Here is a 20,501-nt window from a genome sequence, read left to right on the forward strand (position 1 = left end):
AACCGTCCATCGCGCCACCGTCATGTCCGCATACGTTCGTCCCGCTGCGAGCCGCCGGTGCCACGGCGGCTCCCCACACGGGACAGACGGGAGATCGGGGGTGCACGCGTGCGCATCGGACTGGTGACGGAGGGTGGCTTTCCGTATGTGAGCGGTGACGCCGGACTCTGGTGCGAACGGCTCGTGCGCGGGCTCGAACGGCACGAGTTCGACCTCTACGCGCTCAGCCGCAGCCGGCAGCAGGAGGACGAGGGCTGGGTGCCGCTGCCGCCACAGGTCAGCCGGGTCCGCACCGCGTCCCCGTGGGCGGCCGAGGACGACGGGGCCGTGTACGGACGGCGTGCGCGCCGGCGCTTCGCCGAGTGCTACGGGGAGTTGGCGTCGGCACTGGTCGCGGCGAGCGGCGGCGATCTGCGCGAGTTCGGCGAGCCTGGCACGGCGGCGGCCACCGACGGTGCCGGAATTGAGGCGGACCGTTTCAGCAGCGGGCTGTACGGCCTCGCCGAACTCGCCCGCGACGAGGGCGGCCTGGCGGACGCCCTGCGCTCGGAAGCCGCCGTCCGCGCGCTGGAACGCGCCTGCCGCGCGCCCGGCGCACCGCGGGCGGCGAGCGAGGCCCGCGTCCCCGATCTGCTCGCGGTCGCCGCGCACCTGCGGCAGGCGCTGAGCCCGCTGTCGCTCGACTGGTACGAGGACGACGGCCTCGGCGCCACCGACCTCTGCCACGCGGCGGCCGGCGGCACGGCGGCCCTGTCCGGTCTGCTCGCCCGCCACTTCACCGGCGTGCCCCTGCTGGTCACCGAGTACGGCGTACAACTGCGCGCGCACTACCTCGCCACCGGCGCCGACGGGACCGCCCCGGCCGTGCGGGCCCTGCTCGCCGCCTTCCACGGCAGTCTCGCCGCCGAGGTCTACCAGCGGGCCGCCGTCGTCACCCACGGCAACGCGCACGCCCGCCGCTGGCAGGAGCGCTGCGGCGCAGACCGCGCCAAGCTGCACACCGTCCACCCGGGCATGGACGCCGCTCCCTTCGCCGAGGCAGGGGAGTCGCCGGAGGCCGCCGACCCGGACACGCTCGTGTGGGTCGGCCGCGTCGGGCCGGCCAAGGACCTGGTGTCCCTGCTGCACGCCTTCGCCGAGGTGCACAAGCGGGAACCGAAGGCACGGCTGCGGATCGTGAGCGCGGGAACCGGCTCCGACGGCGCCGCCTACCTGGGCCACTGCAGGGCGCTCGCCGCCCAGCTCTTCCCCGACGAGGCCGAGGGCCCGCACACCGTCGGGCACAACCCGGTGTCCTTCGAGGAGGTCGGTGGCCCGGAGGTGCCGACCCTCGCCGACGCCTACGCCTCGGGCGCCGTGGTCGTCCTGTCGAGCGTGGTCGAGGGCTTCCCCCTCGGCCTGGTCGAGGCCATGCTCTGCGGCCGTGCGACGGTCTCCACGGACGTCGGCGCGGTCGTCGAGGTCGTCGGCGGCACCGGGGTGGTCGTGCCCCCGCGCAATCCACGGGCGCTCGCCGAGGTGTGCGTGAACCTGCTGCGCGACCCCGAGCGCCGTGCGCGCCTCGGCGCCGCCGCCCGCGCCCGCGCACTCGAACTGTTCACCATCGAGCAGAACATCGCGGCCTTCCACGGCATCTACCTGGAGGTCGTCTCGCACTGTCCGGTCCAGCGCGTCGTTCTCGACGAGACCGGTGAGCCCCTTCCGTTCGCCGCCCCCGCCGAGGCCCATGTGCCCGGCCGCTGGACCCGGGCCGTGGACCACGTCGCGGCACGCTCGCGCCCCAGCTGGGCCACCGGCTCACCGACGGGGTGCGCGGCCCCCACGACCACCACGGAGGCTTCCCGATGAGCGGTCCGAGAACAGGAGACGACCTCGGCACCCCGGCCGACTGGGGCGGTCCGGTCGGCGGTTTCGGCGGGCCCGCCCTCGACCCGAGCCCCTCCGTGCCCTCCCGGCGCGGTGCGGCCGACCCGGTCAAGGTGCTGATGCACCGTCACCGCGAGCTGTGCGAACAGGCCGTCGACCCCCTGGAGATCGCCGCGGGCCTGGAGGCGCACGGCGTCACCGACCGCACCGCCGCCCGCTTCCGCCACCGTGACGTCTTCTCCCTCGCCGAGGAGATGTACGCCCGGATCGGCCGAGACGCCGAGACACCCCAGCGGCACGAGACTGCCGCCGTACCCCGGCTGGGCCTCGGCCGGGCCGCGTTCGGCCTGCTGCCCGGCGCCCTGTGCGCGGCCGCCGTGGCCGGACTGCGCCTGACCGAGGGCCGGACGCGGCTGGGCGTCGCCGCGCTTGGTGTCGTGGCCGTGGGCCTGGGCCTGCGCGCCGTACTCCGCCGCGGCCCGCTGAGCGCCGAGGAGCGTACGCCCCCAGGCCCGCACACGCCCGGCACCCGCACGTGGACGTGCTGGCTGCTCGGCTACGCCCTCCTCGGCGACGGCCTGCTCGGCGCGGCCGTCGGCGGCGGGCCCGACGGACTGCCCGACGGCACCGCGGCCGGGTCCTGGCCTCTGGCCACCGCCCCCGTGCTGGCCCTCGCCCTGGCCTGCGCACCGGCGGCCTGGACCGCGCACCTCTTCACCGTGGGCGCCCGGCGCAAGGTGACCGCAAGCCGGGGCCTCAAGGAGTTCGCCGCGTCCGTACGGCCCCTGCTGCTCGGCGCGTTCGGCCTGTTCCTGTGCGCCTTGGCCGCCCTGCTCGCGGTGTGCGGCGCGATCCTGGACGAGCCCGTCGGCTACGCCTCGGCCCTCACACTGGGCGCGCTGCTGCTGCTCGCGCGCCTTCTCACCACGCACGGCTTCACACACGCCCCGGCCGTCGCCCTCGGCGCCGCGGCCGCGGCCGAAGTGGCGGCCCAGGCCATCGTCTTCACCGCCCGCCTCCCCGGCTGCGGCGCCCTCGCCGCCCCGGTCGACACCCTCGTGGCCGCCTGGGGCCCCGGTGGCGTACCCGCCCTCGCCTGCGGAGCCGCCGCCCTGGCCCTCCTCCTGCACGCGATCCGCACGCTGACCCGGGCCTCCGCCCATGCCCTGGCGGAGCGGCAGCCGTGAGGGACACGGGGCCGGTCCCGGTCACCCCTGCGCGCCCCCGTACGGCCGCAGCCACGGGTCCAGCCTGCGTTTCCCCGCCGACCGCAGGCACTTGAGCCGACGCAGGCCCCCGGCTCACCGCCGGAGCCCGTCGCACCACCGCCCAGAAGGAGAACACCAAATGATCACCGCCCGATCCGGAGCGTCCGGAGCATCCGGAGCCACCGGAGCGCACACCCCGGGAGCCGCCCGATGAGGGTTCTGCTGATCGGAGCCAGCGGATACCTCGGCCGCTTCGTCGCCGACCGCCTGCTCGCCGACCCGGCCGTCCAGCTCACCGCGCTGGGCCGCGGCGACGACGCCGACGTCCGCTTCGACCTCGCGTCCGGCAGCCCCGGAGCGCTCACCCGCTTCCTGGACGCGGTCCACCCCGGCGTCGTCGTCAACTGCGCGGGCGCCACCCGCGGCGGCGCCCGCGACCTCACCCGGCACAACACCGTCGCCGTCGCCACCGTCTGCGAGGCCCTGCGCCGCAGCGGCTGCGGCGCCCGCCTGGTGCAGGTCGGCTGCAGCTCCGAGTACGGCCCCAGCCAGCCCGGCTCCTCCACGGCCGAGGACGCCGTGCCCCGCCCCGGCGGCCCGTACGGCGTCAGCAAGCTGGCCGCCACCGAACTGGTTCTCGGCTCCGGCCTCGACGCCGTGGTGCTCCGTGTCTTCTCGCCCGCGGGACCCGGCACCCCGGCCGGCTCGCCGCTCGGCCGGCTCGCCGAGGCCATGCGCCGCGCCATGCAGTCCGGCGACAGCGACCTCAAACTCGGCGGTCTCGGCGTCCAGCGTGACTTCGTCGACGTCCGCGACGTGGCCCGCGCCGTCCACGCCGCCTCCCTCTCGGCCGCGCAGGGTGTCATCAACATCGGCTCGGGCCGCGCCGTCCGGCTGCGCGACGCTGCGGCGATCCTCGCCCGTGTCGCCGGATACGGGGGCGCCCTGCACGAGCTCGACGGCCCGCCCGGCGGCCACCTCAGGGCCGCCATCGGGCACCCCCGGACCGAGTCGGACCACCCCGCCCCGGTCGCGTACCCGTACCCCGACGGCTGCGGCAGCTGGCAGCAGGCCGATGTACGCACGGCCCGCGACCGGCTCGGCTGGCGGCCCCGGATCAACCTCGAAGAGTCCCTGGCCGACATCTGGATGGAGGCGGCATGCCGTATCTGACCAGCACCCCTGTGGGCATCTCGAGCACCGGACTGCGCACCGGACTCGGTGTCCCCGGCTGGGCCCACCCCCTTCTCGCCCCGGCCGAGTGGAGCGAACTCACCCGGCCCGGCACCCCTCTGCACTGGGTCGTCCTCAACGTCGCCGATGGCCCCGGCGTCCAGCCCGACCCGCACTGCCTGGAGGCGGCGGGACGGCTGCGCAACGCGGGCGTCCGCGTCCTCGGCCACCTCGACGCCGGGCACGGCGCCCGGTCCTCCACCGAGCTGATCTCCGAAGCGCGCCGGTACCTCGAGTGGTACCGGGCCGACGGCTTCCTGCTGGACCGCTGCCCCGCCGACCGCGCCGGGCTGCCCGAGGTCCGCCGTACGATCGGCGCGCTGCGGGCCGTGCGTGACGATGCCCATATCGTCCTCGGCCACGGCGCCCACCCGCACCCCGGCTACGCCGAGAACGCCGACCAACTGGTGACCTTCCGCGGCCCGTGGAGCGACTACCGCTGGTCGCAGGCCGCGGAGTGGACCGCCGACTATCCGCCCGAGCGCTTCTGCCACTTCGTGCACGGCGTTCCGCGCGGCCACCTCGACGAGGCGCTGCGCATCGCCCGCTGGCAGGGGGCGGCGACCATCTGGTTCACCGACCGCTCCGACCGCGACGGCACGGCCGCCCCCTGGGAGGACATGCCCGGTTACTGGGACGAAATCGTCTCGCGGATCGGACGAGGTGTCTCGGAATGAAGGAGGCCGTGGCAGTGTTACCAGAAGAACAACCGTAGTGTTTGACCGACCAACGGAGTCCCCGTGTCGCTGCCACCCCTGGTCGAGCCCGCTCCCGAGCTCACCGTAGACGAGGTCCGCAGGTACTCCCGCCACCTGATCATTCCCGACGTGGGGATGGACGGGCAGAAGCGGCTGAAGAACGCCAAGGTGCTCTTTGTGGGTGCCGGCGGGCTGGGTTCGCCGGGTCTGATGTACATGGCCGCGGCGGGCGTCGGCACGCTTGGCATCGTGGAGTTCGACGAGGTGGACGAGTCGAACCTGCAGCGCCAGGTCATCCACAGCCAGTCCGACATCGGCCGCCCCAAGGCCGAGTCCGCGCGCGACACCATCAAGGGCATCAACCCGTACGTGGACGTGGTCCTTCACCAGGAGCGGCTCGAGGCCGACAACGTGAAGGAGATCTTCAGCCAGTACGACCTGATCGTCGACGGCACGGACAACTTCGCGACCCGGTACCTGGTCAACGACGCCTGCGTGCTGCTGAACAAGCCGTACGTGTGGGGCTCGATCTACCGCTTCGACGGCCAGGCCTCCGTCTTCTGGTCCGAGCACGGCCCCTGCTACCGCTGCCTCTACCCGGAGCCGCCGCCGCCCGGCATGGTCCCCTCCTGCGCCGAGGGCGGCGTCCTGGGCGTGCTGTGCGCGTCCATCGGCTCCATCCAGGCCAACGAGGCCATCAAGCTCCTGGCGGGCATCGGCGAGCCGCTGGTCGGGCGCCTGATGATCTACGACGCCCTGGAGATGCAGTACCGCCAGGTCAAGGTCCGCAAGGACCCCGACTGCGCGGTCTGCGGCAAGAACCCGACCGTCACCGAACTCATCGACTACGAGGCCTTCTGCGGCGTCGTCTCCGAGGAGGCCCAGGCGGCGGCCGCCGACTCGACGATCACTCCCAAGCAGCTCAAGGAGTGGATCGACGACGGTGAGAACATCGAGATCATCGATGTCCGCGAGCCGAACGAGTTCGAGATCGTCTCCATCCCGGGCGCCCGGCTGATCCCGAAGAACGAGTTCCTCATGGGCTCCGCCCTGGAGAGCCTCCCGCAGAACAAGAAGATCGTCCTGAACTGCAAGACGGGTGTCCGCAGCGCGGAAGTCCTCGCCGTGCTGAAGTCCGCGGGCTTCGCGGACGCCGTGCACGTCGGCGGCGGCGTGATCGGCTGGGTCAACCAGATCGAGCCGGACAAGCCGGTCTACTGATAGCCCGGTTCCGTCGACCAGCGAGACTGACGAAGCCCACGGTTCTGACCAGGTCGGATGCCGTGGGCTTCAGTCGTTGTCGGCACGAGGCCGGCACTCGCTCACGCCGACCGCCCCCAGCCGCAGCCTTCGGGTGCCCGGAGCCCCCGGCGTCGTCAGGGACAGACCTTGCCGTCCCTCGGCACCGTGCCGTGCAGCAGATAGGCGTTCACCGTCGAGTCCACGCAGTCGCTTCCGCTGCCGTACGCCCCGTGGCCCTCTCCCTTCCAGGTGAGTTCCACACCGACGCCCTTGCCGAGCGCGTCCGCCATTCTCCGGGCGCCTTCGTAGGGCGTCGCCGGGTCCCCGGTGGTGCCGATCAGCAGGATCGGCGCCGCACCCGGCGCGCTGACCCGAGGGGTGTCGTACTGACCGGGCACCGGCCAGTCGTGGCACCAGCCGGCCGTGTCCCAGGCCATGAAGGCGCCGAACACCGGCGAGATCCGCTCGAACTCGGGCAGCAGCTTCCTCGCCTCCTCCGGCGTCTGCCGCTGCTTGGCGTCCAGGCACGATATGACCCGTTGGGCGTGGGTCGTCGTGCCGTAGTGGCCCGAGTCGTCACGGTCGTTGTAGGCGTCGGCGAGGGACAACAGCCCTGAGCCGTCGCCCTGTTCCGCCGCGGCGAGGGCGCTTGTCAGGGCCGGCCAGCCGCTCTTGCTGTAGAGCGGCAGCGCGATGCCGGTGAGTGCCGACGCCTGCGTCAGCTTCCGCCCGGAGGAGGTCGTGGGCAGCGGCTCGGCGTCGATTCGCCGCAGCAGGTCCGCGATCTTCTGCGAACCGCGCTCCGGATCCTGGCCGGTGGACTTCAGGTAGGCGTCCAGCGCCCGCTGGAATCCCCTGGTCTGGTTCAGCGCGTGGCCCACGGAGTCCGCGGTCGGGTCCACCACCGCGTCCAGCACCACCCGCCCGACGCGCTGCGGGAACAAGTGGGCGTACACGCCGCCGAGTTCTGTGCCGTAGGACATGCCGAAGTAGTGCATCCTGGCGTCGCCGAGCACATGGCGGATGAGGTCCATGTCCCGGGCGGTCTCGGTCGTCGAGACGTGGGCGAGCAGCTTTCCGGCCGCCTTCCGGCAGCCCTGGCCGAAGTCGGCCGCGTCCTGGAAGTAGGCCCGCTCCTCGGCCGCGGTGTCCGGTGTCACGTCGATCGCCTCGGCGGCCTGGATCCGCCGGTCGCTGCGGCAACGCACGCCCGAACTGCCGCCGACCCCGCGCGGATCCCAGCTCACCAGGTCGTATCGCTGCCGCAGGGCGGTGACCCCGGACGCGTACGACGGCAGCGCGGCCACGCCCGAGCCACCGGGGCCGCCGAAGTTGAACAGCAGGGAACCGGTGCGCTCCGCGGTGGCCGTGGCACGGATGAGGAAGAGGCCGATGGTCTCGCCGTCCGGCCGGGACCAGTCCAGCGGTGCCTTGAGCGTCGCGCACCGCCATTCGTCGCCCGGCGCGGGCCAGCAGCACCGCGGCGGCGACCGCGGCCGCCCACTGCGTCAGACGCGCCATGTGCTTCCCCCCTCACAGGCTCTCCGCGGATCGGCCGCGGGAAGCGTTCAGGCCATGGTAGGCGGATCCCACCACCCTCGTGGGAGCCTGTGGATAACCATCTGACCTGCTCTTTTGTGTGTGAGATGGGGAGGTAGCGGCCCCTCGCCCGGCTACGCGCAGACCGTCCCGGCCGGTGGCACCTTTCCATCGAGCAGATAGCTGTTCACCGCGTTCTGCACGCAAGGGTTCTTGCTGTTGTACGCGCCGTGCCCCTGGCCCTGCCAGGTGAGTTCGATGCCGACGCCCTTGCCCAGCGCGTCCGCCATCCTCTTGGCGCCGCCGTACGGAGTCGCCGGGTCGCCGGTGTTACCGACCACGAGGATCGGCGCCGAACCCGGCGCGCTCACGTCGGCGTGGGCGGCCGCACCCGGCACTGCCCATTGGGTGCAGCTGAGCATGCCCCAGGCGAGGAAGTCCCCGAACACCGGCGAGGCGGCCCGGAACTCGGGCAGCTTCTGCTCCACGAAGGCGGGGGTGTAACGCTGCTTCTGGTCGGCGCAGTTGATGGCGGTGTTCGCGGCGGCGAGGTTGTTGTACTCGCCGTTGGCGTTGCGGCCGTTCAACGCGTCGGACAGCAGCATCAGGATCTGGCCGTTGCCGGCGTAGGCCAGCTGGAGCCCCTCGGTGAGCGGGGCCCAGAGCTCCTTGGAGTACAGGGCCTGGGCGATGCCGTTGGTCGCGGCGGTCCGCGTCAGCCGGCGCGGGAAGATGCCGGAGAGCGGATTGGTGTCGAGCTTCTTGAGCAGAGCGGCGATGCGGTCCTCGACGTCCCGGACGCTGCTGCCGATCGGGCATTTGGCGCCCTTCGAGGCGCAGTCCTTCGCGAAGCTGTCGAGGGCGAGCTGGAAGCCCCTGGCCTGGCCGAGCGAGCCCTGCTCGGGCGTCTGCGTGGGGTCGACGACCCCGTCGAAGACTGCGCGGCCCACGTGCTTGGGGAACAGATGCGCGTACACGCCGCCGAGTTCGGTGCCGTAGGAGATGCCGAAGTAGTGCAGCTTGGCGTCGCCGAGGACCTGGCGGATCAGGTCAATGTCGCGGGCGGCGTCGGTGGTGCGCACATGCGGCAGGATCTTCCCGGAGTTCTTCTCGCAGGCGGCGTTGAACTGCTTGGTGTTGTTCACGAACGTGGCACGTTCGGCGGCGGTTTGCGGTACCGCGTCCTGCTGGAAGTGCTGGTCGAGCTGTGCGTCGGTCTTGCATTTCACGCCGGCGCTGCGCCCCACCCCGCGCGGGTCGAAGCTCACCAGGTCGTAGCGGGAGCGCAGCTTGGTGTAGTCCTGGGCGATCGCGGGCAGCGTGGCGACGCCGGAGCCGCCCGGGCCGCCGAAATTGAAGAGCAGCGAGCCGATGCGCTTGCCGGGCCCGATCGCCTGCGTCCGGATCAGCGCGATGTCGATCGTGTCGCCCTTTGGCTTGCTCCAGTCCAGCGGCGCCTTCATGGTGGCGCACTGCCACTTGCCGCCGTTGGGCAGCGGCGAGGGTGCGGCCCCGCCGCCCTCCGACGCGGATGGCGCCGGGCAGTCCTTCCAGTCCAGCCCCGAGTCCGTCGGCCCCCCGCCGACGGAGAGCCCGCCGCAGCCTGCCGTCAGGGCGCTCAGCAGGACGATGGTCGTGGTCAGGGCGGCGGCGCGCAGCCCGTGGCGCTTGTGCATGCCCCCATCCTCACGCCGTCGGCGGCCACCCGCGCGGGACGCGGGCCGTTCGGAGTACGTGCGGCCGCCGTCCCTACAGGGCGCCCTTGCGGGACAGGTGGTTGAAGGCCAGCCAGCCAGGCAGGACCGGCAGCCACAGCGTCAGCAGCCGGAACATCAGCACCGCGGGCGCGGCCACTTCCTTCGGCAGGCCCACCGCGATCAGGCCGACCGTGAGGGTGGCCTCGACCGCGCCCACGCCGCCCGGGGTCGGCGCGGCCGAGCCGAGCGCGTTGCCGGCGAGGAAGACGACGGCGACGCTGGCGATACTGAGTGAGGTCGACTGGTCGCCGAAGGCCCGGATCGAGGCGTCCAGGCACATCACGAAGCAGAACGTCAGCAGCAGCATGCCGCCGATGCCGGTGACCAGCTTCTGCGGCCGCTGGAGCACGTCCAGCATGCGCGGCACGACACCCGCGAAGAGCGAACGCACGCGCGTGACGACGAACTTCCGCAGGAACGGCACCGAGGTGACCACCAGCACGAGCACCGCGACCGTCAGCAGGCCCGCGATGACCGTCCGGGACGGCGACAGGGACGGCGTCTTCTCGGTGCCGGTCAGATAACCGAAGGACAGCAGCATCAGGATGTGGCAGCCGAGCCCGAACAGCTGTGAGGCGCCGACGCTGGCCACAGCGAGCCCCGGGCGCACGCCCGCGCGTTGCAGGAAGCGCGTGTTCAGGGCCACGCCGCCGACCGCGGCCGGTGCCACGATCTTCACGAACGAGCCGGCGACCTGCGCCGCCACCGTCCGTACGAACGGGACACGTTCCGGTACGAAGCCCAGCAGTGCCATGGCGGCGGCGACATAGCTGAGCGCCGAGAAGAGCACCGCCGCGATCACCCAGCCCCACTGGGCGTGGGCGAAGAGCGTGCCGAACTCGATGTGCGTGAGCTGGGTCAGCAGGTAGTAGGCGCCGATGGCACCCGCGATGAAACTGATCAGCGTGCGGGGCCGGACCCGCTCCAGCCGGGCCGGCTCGACCGGCGCCTGCGGCCTGATCCGCAGGACCTGGTGGCGGATCTGGGTGAGCAGATCCTCTTCGCGGGCCTCCTCCAGTGCCTCGCCGATGGCCCGCTTCTCCGCCCGTGCCTCGGCGCGCTCGGCCTTCTTGTCCTTCTTGTCGGGCCTCTCCGGCTTCTCCAGCTTTCCTGCTTTTTCCGGTTTCTCTGTCTTCTCTGTCTTCTCTGTTCTTTCCAGGTCGACCGTGGCGGTGTCGCCGGTGCCACCACTGTCCTGGGCGGCCTGCTCCAGGCGGGCCTGCTTGGCCTGCCGGGACGACTCGAGCACCGCCTCGCGTTCCCGCTGCGCCCGCTCCCGGGCCAGCCTGCGCAGCGTCGCGCGCGTGGAGCGCGTCAGCGCGATGGGCTGGAGCATGGGCAGACAGTCGGCGACCGCGTCGGGTCCCAGGACGCCGACCGCGGAGGCCACGGAGCGCTCCGCGCCCACCCGCAGGCCGAGCGTCGTCAGCAGTTGGGCGATGTCCATGCGCAGCAGCAGATCACCGGCCGCGATCTCGCCGCCGCGCAGGTCGGTGAGGATCACCTTGCGGGAACGGTCCACCAGGATCGCGTCACCGGCCAGCCTGCGGTGTGCGATGCGCCGTGACTGCAAGGCCCGCACCTGCTGCCAGGTGTGGTGCAGCAGTTCGTCGGTGATCTCTTCGTCCGCCAGCGAGTCGAGCGTGCGTCCGCCGGTGTGCTCGTAGACGAGCATCACGGCGTCGGGGCCGAGCTCGGAGGTCGCGATCAGCTTGGGCGCGTTGGCACCGGCCGCGATGGCCGCGTAGGCGAGGAGGGCCTCCTGCTCCAGGGCCTGGCGCAGCGACTGCAGGCTGCGGCGGGTGGCGAAACCGCGCAGCGTGAGGTTGCGCCACACACGGTAGAAGAAGCCCTGTGCCTGCTGCTCGCGGTCGACGACCGTGACGTCCAGCGGTGGTCCGTCCTCCAGGGTGACGAAGTAGCGCCGGCCGCGGTCGCCGCTGTCCGCCGTCTCGGCCGCCTCCTCGCGGGCCGCGCTGACCGGGTGGAAGCCGACGGTCCGCAGGCCCGCCACCAGGGTCCGTCCCGTGGGGCGGACGTTCGGTGAGCCGACCGCGTACAGGGTTCCGTAGGCGATGGTCCAGCCGATCAGCACCGTCAGGATGATCGAGAACGGCGTGGTGTACCCGGTGACCAGCATCGAGAAGGCGTCGAGCAGCAGCACGATCCACAGCACCGCGCGCCAGCGTGGTCGACGGGACATGCCGACCGCCGTCATGTACGCGATGACGGGGGCGAGGTAGCCGTGCACCGGATCGGTGAGCGCGTGGACGTTGCCGGGGGAGGGCTGGGTGAGCGCGTCCTGGATCGAGTGCGGGGCGCCCTTGGCGACCCACAGGTCGGTGGCGAGCGTCACCCCGTGCGCCAGGACGGCCGCGAGCACGCCGTCGGCGATCCGCAGCCCGTCCCGTTTGATCAGCCGCTCGATCGCGAAGGCGACCGGGACCAGCAGGATCGCGATGCTGGACGCCAGCCCGGCGATCTTGATGAGCAGGTCGGGGGCCTGGCCGGTGCCCTTGTTGATGTCCTGTTCGAGGCCCGAGGTGGTGCCGTGCGCGAACCCGGCGATCGCCAGCAGTACGACGATGGCGAGCACGCCCACCAGCAGCCGCATCAGGTCGGAGGGACGGTGCACGCGCGCGGGGAGCAGCGGCTCGTCGCCCTCGAGTTCGTCGGCGTGCGTCACGACGTCCTCCTCCGCGGGCTTCCTGCCCGCCTTCGGAGCGTCCGTGTCACCGGCCTTCGGAGAGCCCGTGCCCCCCGCCCTCCGAGCGTCCGTGCCGGGGCGCGACGAAACTCCAGAAGTGCCCTCCGCGTCATCGGGGTGCACGCCCTGCTGCTTCATGGTCTCTTCTTGGTCTCGTATCACCGGTCACCGCCCGCACGATGGTGGCATGTCCCACCGGCACACAGGGGCATCAGGGTGCATATGCGGGGCCGCACAGTCTGCCCGAGGCGCCGCCCGGGAGCGAGGGCCGCGCCCCGAACGCGGCACGGTCCGCTGTCGGTGGGGTGGGGCAGGATGGGACGGATGAGCGAAGTGAGCACTTCGGACGACGGCCGCCCCGAGCACCCCGACGCGCTGCCCGAGTACGCCGAGCGGATCCTGGAAGTCGCCGAGATGATCCCGCCCGGGTGCGTCATGACGTACGGCGACGTCGCCGAGTGGCTGGAGCGGGGAGGTCCCCGCCAGGTGGGCCGCGTGATGGCCCTGTACGGCGGCGCCGTCCCGTGGTGGCGGGTCGTCCGCGCCGACGGGGTCCTGCTCCCGGGCCACGAACTGCGTGCTCTCGCCCACTACCGCACGGAGGGCACACCCCTGAAGGAGGCGAGCAGGGCGGCCGAGGGCCACCTGCCCCGCCTCGACATGAGACGGGCCCGGTGGGACGGCGGCGAACGTGCGCAGGGTCACACCTGACAGCTTCCGCCATTCGAGGGGCCTGTGGGGAGCCCATGGCCCGTACGAGGGAATCGAGGGACGTCCGTGGCATGCCGTACGTTCGTGGTTCGGGGGACACACGTGACGGCGGTGTCGAGGGAGGACCGGGAGAAGCAGGGGAAGAAGGCGAAGCCCTCCTTCCGCGCCCGGCCGCGGCGTAGCGTCGGCTCCGCGTGTCCCCCTCACCCCAGCGGCCACCGCCCCACGCCCCGGGCCGTCCGTCCCCGCGACGACGGCGCTGCGCGCCGGCCGTGACAGACCCCAGCACACCCACCAGGACCGGCGAACCACGTGAGCTCCTCTTCCTCCACCAGGCGCCTGCCGCACCCCCGGGTGCGGCAGGGGGACCCTGGCGCCTACCGACTGGTGCGTACCCCGCCGACCAGACCGGATCCCCCTCGTCTGGACGCCGCACAGCGCTCCGTGGTTGACCACCGGACCGGTCCGCTGCTCGTCCTCGCAGGTCCGGGCACCGGCAAGACCACCACGCTGGTCGAGTCCGTGGCCGCCCGGATCGCCCGCGGCCAGGACCCCGAGCGGATCCTGGTGCTCACGTTCAGCCGCAGGGCCGCCGTCGACCTGCGCGACCGCATGGCGCTGCGCACCGGCGCGGCCCACGTCCCGCAGGCGACCACCTTCCACTCGTTCTGCTACGCCCTGGTCCGCGCCCACCAGGCCGGCGAACTGTTCGTCGAGCCTCTGCGGCTGCTGTCCGGACCCGAGCAGGACGTGGCCGTCCGCTCGCTGCTGGCAGGCCAGGTCGACCTGGAGCGGCTGGGCCTGGCGCACGTGCGCTGGCCGGACGAGCTGCGCGCCTGCCTGACCACCCGCGGCTTCGCCGACGAGGTCCGCGCGGTCCTCGCCCGCAGCCGCGAGTTGGGCCTCGGACCCGACGCCCTGGCCGACTTCGCCCGCCGTATCGGCCGCCCCGACTGGCAGGCCGCGGCCGCCTTCCTCGCCGAGTACCTCGACGTCCTCGACCTGCGAGGCGTCCTCGACTACGCCGAACTGGTCCACCGCGCGGTACTCCTCGCCCGCCGCCCCGAGGTCGCCGAACAGCTCGCCGCGCGGTACGACGCGGTCTACGTCGACGAGTACCAGGACACCGATCCCGCCCAGGCACGGCTGCTGCGCGCGCTGGCCGGAGACGGCCGCACCCTGCTCGCCTTCGGCGACCCCGACCAGTCGATCTACGCGTTCCGGGGCGCGGACGTGAACGGCATCCTCCAGTTCCCGCAGACGTTCCCGCGCGCGGACGGCACTGCGGCGCCCGTGCGGGTCCTGCGCACCTCACGGCGTTCGGGCGCCGCCCTGCTGGCCGCGACCCGGCTGCTGACCCGCCGGATGCCGCTCACCCGCCTGCCCGCCGACAAGGTCCGCGCCCACCGCGAGCTCACCCCGGTGCGCGACGGCGGCCGCGTCGAGGCCCACACGTACCCGACTGCGGGCACCGAGGTGGACAACATCGCCGACATCCTGCGCCGGGCGCACCTGGAGGACGGCGTCCCGTGGGGCGAGATGGCCGTCCTGGTGCGCGCCGGCGCCCGCTCCATCCCGGGCCTCCGCCGCGCCCTGACGGCAGCCGGAGTGCCCCTGGACGTCGACGGCGACGACCTGCCGCTGCGCCACGAGCCGGCGGTGGCGCCGCTGCTGACGGCGCTGCGGGCGGTGGCGACCGCGGAGACGGTGCGGCGCTCGGAGAAAACGGAGAGAGCAGGGGGAGCGGCGGAAGGGGTTGCCGAGGAGCAGGTCGCCGACGCCGACGGGCCGGCCGCAAGCACCGGGGAGCAGGCTGCCGTCACAGGGGAGCAAGCTGCCGGCAGCGGGGAGCAGGCCGCTGGCAGTGGAGAAGAGGCCGCCGTCACCGGAGAGCAGGCCGCCCCAGCGCAGGCCCCGGAGCGGCCCGAAGCGGATCCGGAGGCGGACGCCTGCTGGCTGGACACCGAGACCGCGCTCTCCCTCCTTGCCTCGCCGCTGGCCGGCATGGACGCCGCCGACCTGCGCCGCCTGGGCCGCGCCCTGCGCGAGGAGGAACGCGCCGCGGGCAACCCGCTGCCCCCGCCCTCGGACGAGTTGCTCGCGAGGGCGCTTGCGGAACCCGAGCGCCTGGTCGCGCACGACCCCACGTACGCGCGTGGTGCCCAGCGCCTCGGCGCGCTGCTCAGGAAGGCAAGGGAGCGTCTGGCGGGCGGAGGGACCGCCGAGGAGGCGCTGTGGGACCTGTGGGACGGCACACCGTGGCCCTCCCGCCTGGAACGGGCGGCCCGGCGCGGCGGCGCGGCGGGCCGCAACGCGGACCGCGACCTCGACGCCGTGTGCGCGCTGTTCGCGACCGCCGCCCGCGCGGAGGAGCGCACCGGCGGCCTGGGCGCTCTGAACTTCCTGGCCGAGGTCGAGGCCGAGGACATCGCCGCCGACACGCTCACCCGGCGCGCGGTGCGCCCCGACGCCGTGCGGCTGATGACGGCGCACCGCTCCAAGGGCCTGCAGTGGCGCCTGGTCGTCGTCGCGGGCGTCCAGGAAGGCCTGTGGCCGGACCTGCGGCGCCGTGGCTCCCTGCTGGAGGCCGACCGCATCGGCCGCGACGGACTCGCCGCCCCGCTCACCCCCGGCGCGCTGCTCGCGGAGGAGCGGCGGCTGTTCTACGTGGCCGCCACGCGCGCGCGTGAACGCCTCGTGGTGACCGCGGTGAAGGCCCCCGCCGACGACGGCGACCAGCCCTCCCGCTTCCTCACCGAACTCGGTGTCGAACCCAGGGACGTCACCTCCCGCCCGCGCCGCCCGCTGTCGGTGGCGGCACTCGTCGCCGAGCTGCGTGCCACGACGGTCGACCCGCGCGCCTCCGCCACCCTCCGTCAGGCCGCCGCGCACCGGCTGGCCCGGCTGGCCGCGCTCGCCGACGAAGAGGGCCGTCCGCTGGTGCCCGCGGCCCACCCCTACCGCTGGTGGGGCATGGCCGACCCGACCGAGAGCAAGGTGCCGCTGCGCGACCGCGACCAGCCCGTGGCGCTGTCCGGCAGCGCCCTCGACCAGCTCGCCAACACCTGTGCCCTCCAGTGGTTCCTCAGCCGCGAGGTCAAGGCCGACGCCCCCGCGACCGCCGCCCAGGGCTTCGGCAACGTGGTGCACGTCCTCGCCGACGAGGTCGCCTCCGGGCGCAGCCCCGCCGACCTCGCGGTCCTCATGGAACGCCTGGAGACGGTGTGGAACGCGCTCGCCTTCGACGCGCCGTGGAAGTCGGCGCAGGAGAAGGAGCACGCGCGCGTGGCGCTGGAACGCTTCCTGAACTGGCACGTCCTGGAGCGCGCCGGCCGCACCCCGGTGGCCGGCGAGCACGACTTCGACGTGACCCTGGAAGCGGGCGGCTACCAGGTGCGCATCCGCGGCTCCATGGACCGCGTGGAGGCCGATGGCGAGGGACGTGCCTACGTCGTCGACTTCAAGACCGGCAAGCAGGCGCCCACCGGGGCCGAGGTGGCCCGCCATCCGCAGCTGGCCGTCTACCAGCTCGCCGTCCGCGAGGGCGCCGTCGACGGAGTCTTCGACGGGGAACGCCCCGAACCGGGCGGTGCCGAGCTGGTCCAGTTGCGCCAGGGCGCGGCCAAACGGGACGGCGGCGACGGCCTGCCCAAGGTGCAGACCCAGGAGCCGCTGGAGGGCGAGTGGGCCGGCGAGCTGCTGGCCACCGCCGCCGGGAAGGTTCTCGACGAGCGGTTCACGCCGACGGCCGGGCAGCACTGCGCGCACTGCGCCTTCCGGGCGTCGTGCAGCGCGCGGCCGGAGGGGCGCCACATCGTCGAGTGACCCGCGTGACGAACGGCACCACCCGTGCTGACCTGCGTGTCTTTCGACCCCGGCGGCCATCTGGCACGGATTGTCAGTGCCCGCCGCTAGCCTCTGTGAGGTGCCCGCCAGTATCACCGATCCCGAGCAGCTCAAGGAGCTCCTCGGGATTCCGTTCACCCCGGAGCAGACGGCCTGCATCATCGCGCCGCCGGCCCCGCAGGTGATCGTGGCCGGCGCCGGCTCCGGCAAGACGACCGTGATGGCGGCCCGCGTGGTGTGGCTGGTCGGCACCGGGCAGGTGGCCCCCGAGCAGGTCCTCGGGCTGACCTTCACCAACAAGGCTGCCGGCGAGCTCGCCGAACGCGTCCGCAAGGCCCTGATCAGGGCCGGCGTCACCGACCCCGAGGCCATCGACCCCGACAACCCGCCGGGTGAGCCGCTGATCTCCACCTACCACGCCTTCGCCGGCCGTCTCCTGAAGGATCACGGACTGCGCATCGGGCTCGAACCCACCGCCCGCCTGCTCGCCGACGCCACCCGCTACCAGCTCGCCGCGCGCGTGCTGCGCGAGGCACCCGGCCCCTACCCGGCGCTGGCCCGCTCCTTCCCGGACCTGGTGAGCGACCTCCTGGCCCTCGACGCCGAGCTCGCCGAACACCTCGTACGCCCGGAGGACCTGAGCGCCTGGGACACCGGGCTGCTGCGCACCCTGGAAGGCGCCAAGCTCACCAACGCCGACCTGCGCAAGGTCCCGGAGACGGCCGCCGCCCGCCGGGAACTGGCCGAGCTGGTGCTCCGCTACCGGGCCGCCAAACGCGAGCGGGACCTGCTCGACTTCGGCGACCAGATCGCCCTGGCCGCACGGCTGGCCCGCCTGCCGGAGGTCGGTCGCGTCCTGCGCGAGGAGTTCCGGGTGGTCCTGCTCGACGAGTACCAGGACACCTCCGTAGCGCAGCGCATCCTGCTGGCCGGTCTCTTCGGCGACGGCACCGGCCACCCCGTCACCGCCGTCGGCGACCCCTGCCAGGCGATCTACGGCTGGCGCGGCGCCTCCGTCGCCAACCTCGACGACTTCCCCGAGCACTTCGCGCACGCCGACGGCCGCCCCGCCACCCGTCAGGCCCTCAGCGAGAACCGCCGCAGCGGCGGCCGCCTCCTCGACCTCGCCAACGGCCTCGCCGAACCCCTGCGCGCCATGCACGCGGGCGTGGAGGCCCTGCGCCCGGCCCCCGGCGCGGAACGTGACGGCCTGGTGCGCTGCGCCCTGCTGCCCACCCACGCCGAGGAGATCGACTGGGTCGCCGACTCGATCGCCCACCTCGTGGGGACCGGGACGGCACCCGGCGAGATCGCCGTCCTGTGCCGTACGGCGGGCGACTTCGCCGAGATCCAGGGTGCCCTGGTCGCCCGTGACGTCCCGGTCGAGGTGGTCGGCCTGTCCGGGCTGCTGCACCTGCCCGAGGTCGCCGACCTCGTCGCCGTCTGCGAGGTCCTTCAGGACCCCGGCGCCAACGCCGCGCTGGTACGGCTGCTCACCGGCCCGCGCTGGCGCATCGGCCCGCGCGACCTCGCGCTCCTGGGCCGCCGGGCGAGGCTGCTCGTCGCCCACGCGCGCGTGGACGCCGCCGACGACCCCGACAGCCGACTCGCCGAGGCCGTCGAGGGCGTCGACCCGGCCGAGGTGATCTCGCTCGCGGACGCCCTCGACACCTTCCTCGAAACGCCCCTGGACGGTGCCCGGGACGACGACCGGCTGCCGTTCTCCCCGGACGCGCGCGTGCGGTTCGCCCGGCTCGCCGCCGAACTGCGCGACCTCAGGCGTTCGCTGTCCGACCCGCTGTTGGACGTCCTGCACCGCGTCCTGGCCGTCACCGGTCTGGAGGTGGAACTGTCGGCCTCCCCGCACGCCCTGGCCGCCCGCCGCCGCGAGACCCTGGCGAACTTCCTGGACATCGCCGCCTCCTTCGCCGCGAACGAGAGCGAGGCGAGCCTGCTGGCCTTCCTCGGTTTCCTGCGCACCGCCGCCCAGTACGAGAAGGGCCTCGACAACGCGCTGCCCGGCGGCGAGAACACCGTCAAGGTGCTCACCGCGCACAGGTCCAAGGGCCTGGAGTGGGACGTCGTCGCCGTCCCCGGCCTGGTCACCGGTACCTTCCCCAGCGGGCAGGGCCGGGAGAAGTGGACCAGCCAGGGCAAGGTGCTGCCGCACGCCCTGCGTGGCGACGCCGACACCCTCCCCGACATCGACGGCTGGGACGCGCGTGGCATGAAGGCCTTCCACGAGGCCATGAAGGACCACCAGCACACCGAGGAGCTCCGCCTCGGCTACGTCACCTTCACCCGTCCCCGCTCCCTGCTCCTCGGCTCCGGCCACTGGTGGGGCCCGAGCCAGAAGCGGCGCCGCGGCCCGTCCGCGTTCCTTCAGGCCCTGTACGACCACTGCGCCGCCGGCCACGGCGAGATCGAGGCCTGGGCGGACGAGCCCGGTGAGGACGAGGAGAACCCGGCCCTGCACCGGGCCACCGCCGACCAGGTGTGGCCCCTGCCGCTGGACGAGGCCGCCCTGGCCCGCCGCCGTGAGGCCGCCGCGATCGTCCTCGCCCACCTGGAGGACCTCGCCACCGGCGCGAACGGCCGCCCGGAGGCCACGCACGACCCCGCGTCCCACGACGACCCCGACTGGCCCGCGGCACCGCAGGACGACGCACCTCCAGACGACGAGGCACTTCCGAGCGACGACGGACCTCTGCACGACGACGCGCCTCCGTACGACGGCGAGCCGCCCTTCGGCGAGGAGGACCCCTTCGAAGACGACAACCCATTCGAGGGAGACACCGACGACTGGGACTCCTGGAGCGGCGACCGCCCGACCGTCCCGCACCAGGCGCCCCCGCCCGACCACCATCCGGCGCCCCCAGCCGCACGCGAGCGCTCGGAGCGCCTCAACCCGGACCGCGCCCCGGACCATGCACCCGGATCCAGCCCCCTCACCCCGGAGGAGGCCCGCATGATCGCTTCCTGGGACCGCGATCTCGAAGCGCTGACGGGAGAACTCCGGCGCGCCCGGCAGACCGTCACCGACGTACCCCTGCCGACGACCCTGACCGCGTCGCAGTTGCTGCACCTGGCCGCCGACCCCGACGGGTTCGCGCGGGAACTCGCGCGCCCCATGCCGCGCCCCCCGCAACCGGCCGCACGCCGTGGCACCCGCTTCCACGCCTGGGTGGAATCCCGCTTCGAAGAGCTGACGCTGCCCATGCTGGACCCCGGGGAACTGCCTGGTGGCGACGCCGAGATCGCCGACGAACGCGACCTCGAGGCCCTCAAGGAGGCCTTCGAGCGCACCCCGTACGCCCACCGCACGCCCCACCGCGTCGAAGCGCCCTTCCAGCTCGCCCTCGCCGGCCGTGTCGTCCGGGGCCGGATCGACGCCGTCTACAAGGAGGGCGACGGCGAGCGGGCGACGTACGAGATCGTGGACTGGAAGACGCTCCGCTCCCGCACGGCGGACCCGCTCCAGCTCGCCGTGTACCGGCTGGGCTGGGCCGAGCAGCGGGGCATCCCCCTGGACCGTGTCACGGCCGCGTTCGTCTACGTACGCACCGGCGAGGTGGTACGGCACGACGACCTCCCGGGCCGTGCCGAGCTGGAACGGCTGCTGACGGAGGAGCCGCAGCCCGAGCAGCGGTGGTGTGACGAACCGCCCGAACGGGAAGCCATGGCGGGCCGATAG

At 73.3% G+C, this 20,501-nt stretch carries 10 protein-coding genes and 1 pseudogene; 8 read left to right on the forward strand and 3 right to left on the reverse strand.

Annotated elements, in window-relative coordinates:
- Positions 1-108 precede the first annotated feature (108 nt).
- The 5 genes from ABZ818_RS15385 to moeZ all read left to right on the forward strand — a co-directional run bounded on the left by ABZ818_RS15385 (position 109) and on the right by moeZ (position 6,226).
- On the forward strand, positions 109-1,848 hold the full coding sequence (locus tag ABZ818_RS15385) for a DUF3492 domain-containing protein (protein ID WP_361414393.1): 1,740 nt from the start codon (positions 109-111) through the stop codon (positions 1,846-1,848).
- The gene (locus tag ABZ818_RS15390) at positions 1,845-3,053 is read left to right on the forward strand and encodes a hypothetical protein (protein ID WP_361414395.1); all 1,209 of its coding nucleotides are present in this window, start codon (positions 1,845-1,847) and stop codon (positions 3,051-3,053) included. Before ABZ818_RS15385 ends, ABZ818_RS15390 begins: the two co-directional genes overlap by 4 nt.
- 231 nt (positions 3,054-3,284) lie before the next feature.
- Positions 3,285-4,247: an NAD-dependent epimerase/dehydratase family protein gene (locus tag ABZ818_RS15395; RefSeq protein WP_361414397.1), complete on the forward strand. Its 963-nt coding sequence runs from the start codon at positions 3,285-3,287 to the stop codon at positions 4,245-4,247.
- Positions 4,235-4,984, forward strand: coding sequence for a spherulation-specific family 4 protein (locus tag ABZ818_RS15400; protein WP_361414399.1), 750 nt, complete (start codon positions 4,235-4,237; stop codon positions 4,982-4,984). Before ABZ818_RS15395 ends, ABZ818_RS15400 begins: the two co-directional genes overlap by 13 nt.
- 63 nt (positions 4,985-5,047) lie before the next feature.
- Positions 5,048-6,226 carry an adenylyltransferase/sulfurtransferase MoeZ gene (gene moeZ / locus ABZ818_RS15405; protein ID WP_361414401.1) on the forward strand — a complete coding sequence of 393 codons (1,179 nt, stop codon included), beginning with the start codon at positions 5,048-5,050 and terminating at the stop codon, positions 6,224-6,226.
- Between the two features lie 155 nt (positions 6,227-6,381).
- Here moeZ and ABZ818_RS15410 read toward each other — a convergent pair.
- The 3 genes and pseudogenes from ABZ818_RS15410 to ABZ818_RS15420 form a co-directional block, all read right to left on the reverse strand.
- Positions 6,382-7,716: pseudogene (locus tag ABZ818_RS15410) on the reverse strand (alpha/beta hydrolase); the annotation flags it as partial.
- A gap of 204 nt (positions 7,717-7,920) precedes the next feature.
- Entirely contained in the window at positions 7,921-9,462 is a 1,542-nt protein-coding gene (locus tag ABZ818_RS15415; protein WP_361414403.1) for an alpha/beta hydrolase, read from the reverse strand.
- A gap of 73 nt (positions 9,463-9,535) precedes the next feature.
- A complete protein-coding gene (locus ABZ818_RS15420; protein ID WP_361414405.1) occupies positions 9,536-12,388 on the reverse strand; it encodes a lysylphosphatidylglycerol synthase domain-containing protein in 2,853 nt (950 codons plus the stop codon).
- Between the two features lie 186 nt (positions 12,389-12,574).
- Here ABZ818_RS15420 and ABZ818_RS15425 point away from each other — a divergent pair, with 186 nt between their 5' ends.
- From ABZ818_RS15425 to ABZ818_RS15435, 3 genes are all read left to right on the forward strand, one after another.
- On the forward strand, positions 12,575-12,961 hold the full coding sequence (locus tag ABZ818_RS15425) for an MGMT family protein (protein WP_361414407.1): 387 nt from the start codon (positions 12,575-12,577) through the stop codon (positions 12,959-12,961).
- A 312-nt stretch (positions 12,962-13,273) separates the two neighbouring features.
- Complete coding sequence (locus tag ABZ818_RS15430) at positions 13,274-16,786, forward strand: UvrD-helicase domain-containing protein (RefSeq protein WP_361414409.1); 3,513 nt, start codon at positions 13,274-13,276, stop codon at positions 16,784-16,786.
- A 100-nt stretch (positions 16,787-16,886) separates the two neighbouring features.
- Positions 16,887-20,501: a UvrD-helicase domain-containing protein gene (locus ABZ818_RS15435; RefSeq protein ID WP_361414411.1), complete on the forward strand. Its 3,615-nt coding sequence runs from the start codon at positions 16,887-16,889 to the stop codon at positions 20,499-20,501.

Origin of the sequence: Streptomyces sp. NPDC047453, assembly GCF_040643155.1 — a bacterium.
GTDB lineage: Bacteria > Actinomycetota > Actinomycetes > Streptomycetales > Streptomycetaceae > Streptomyces.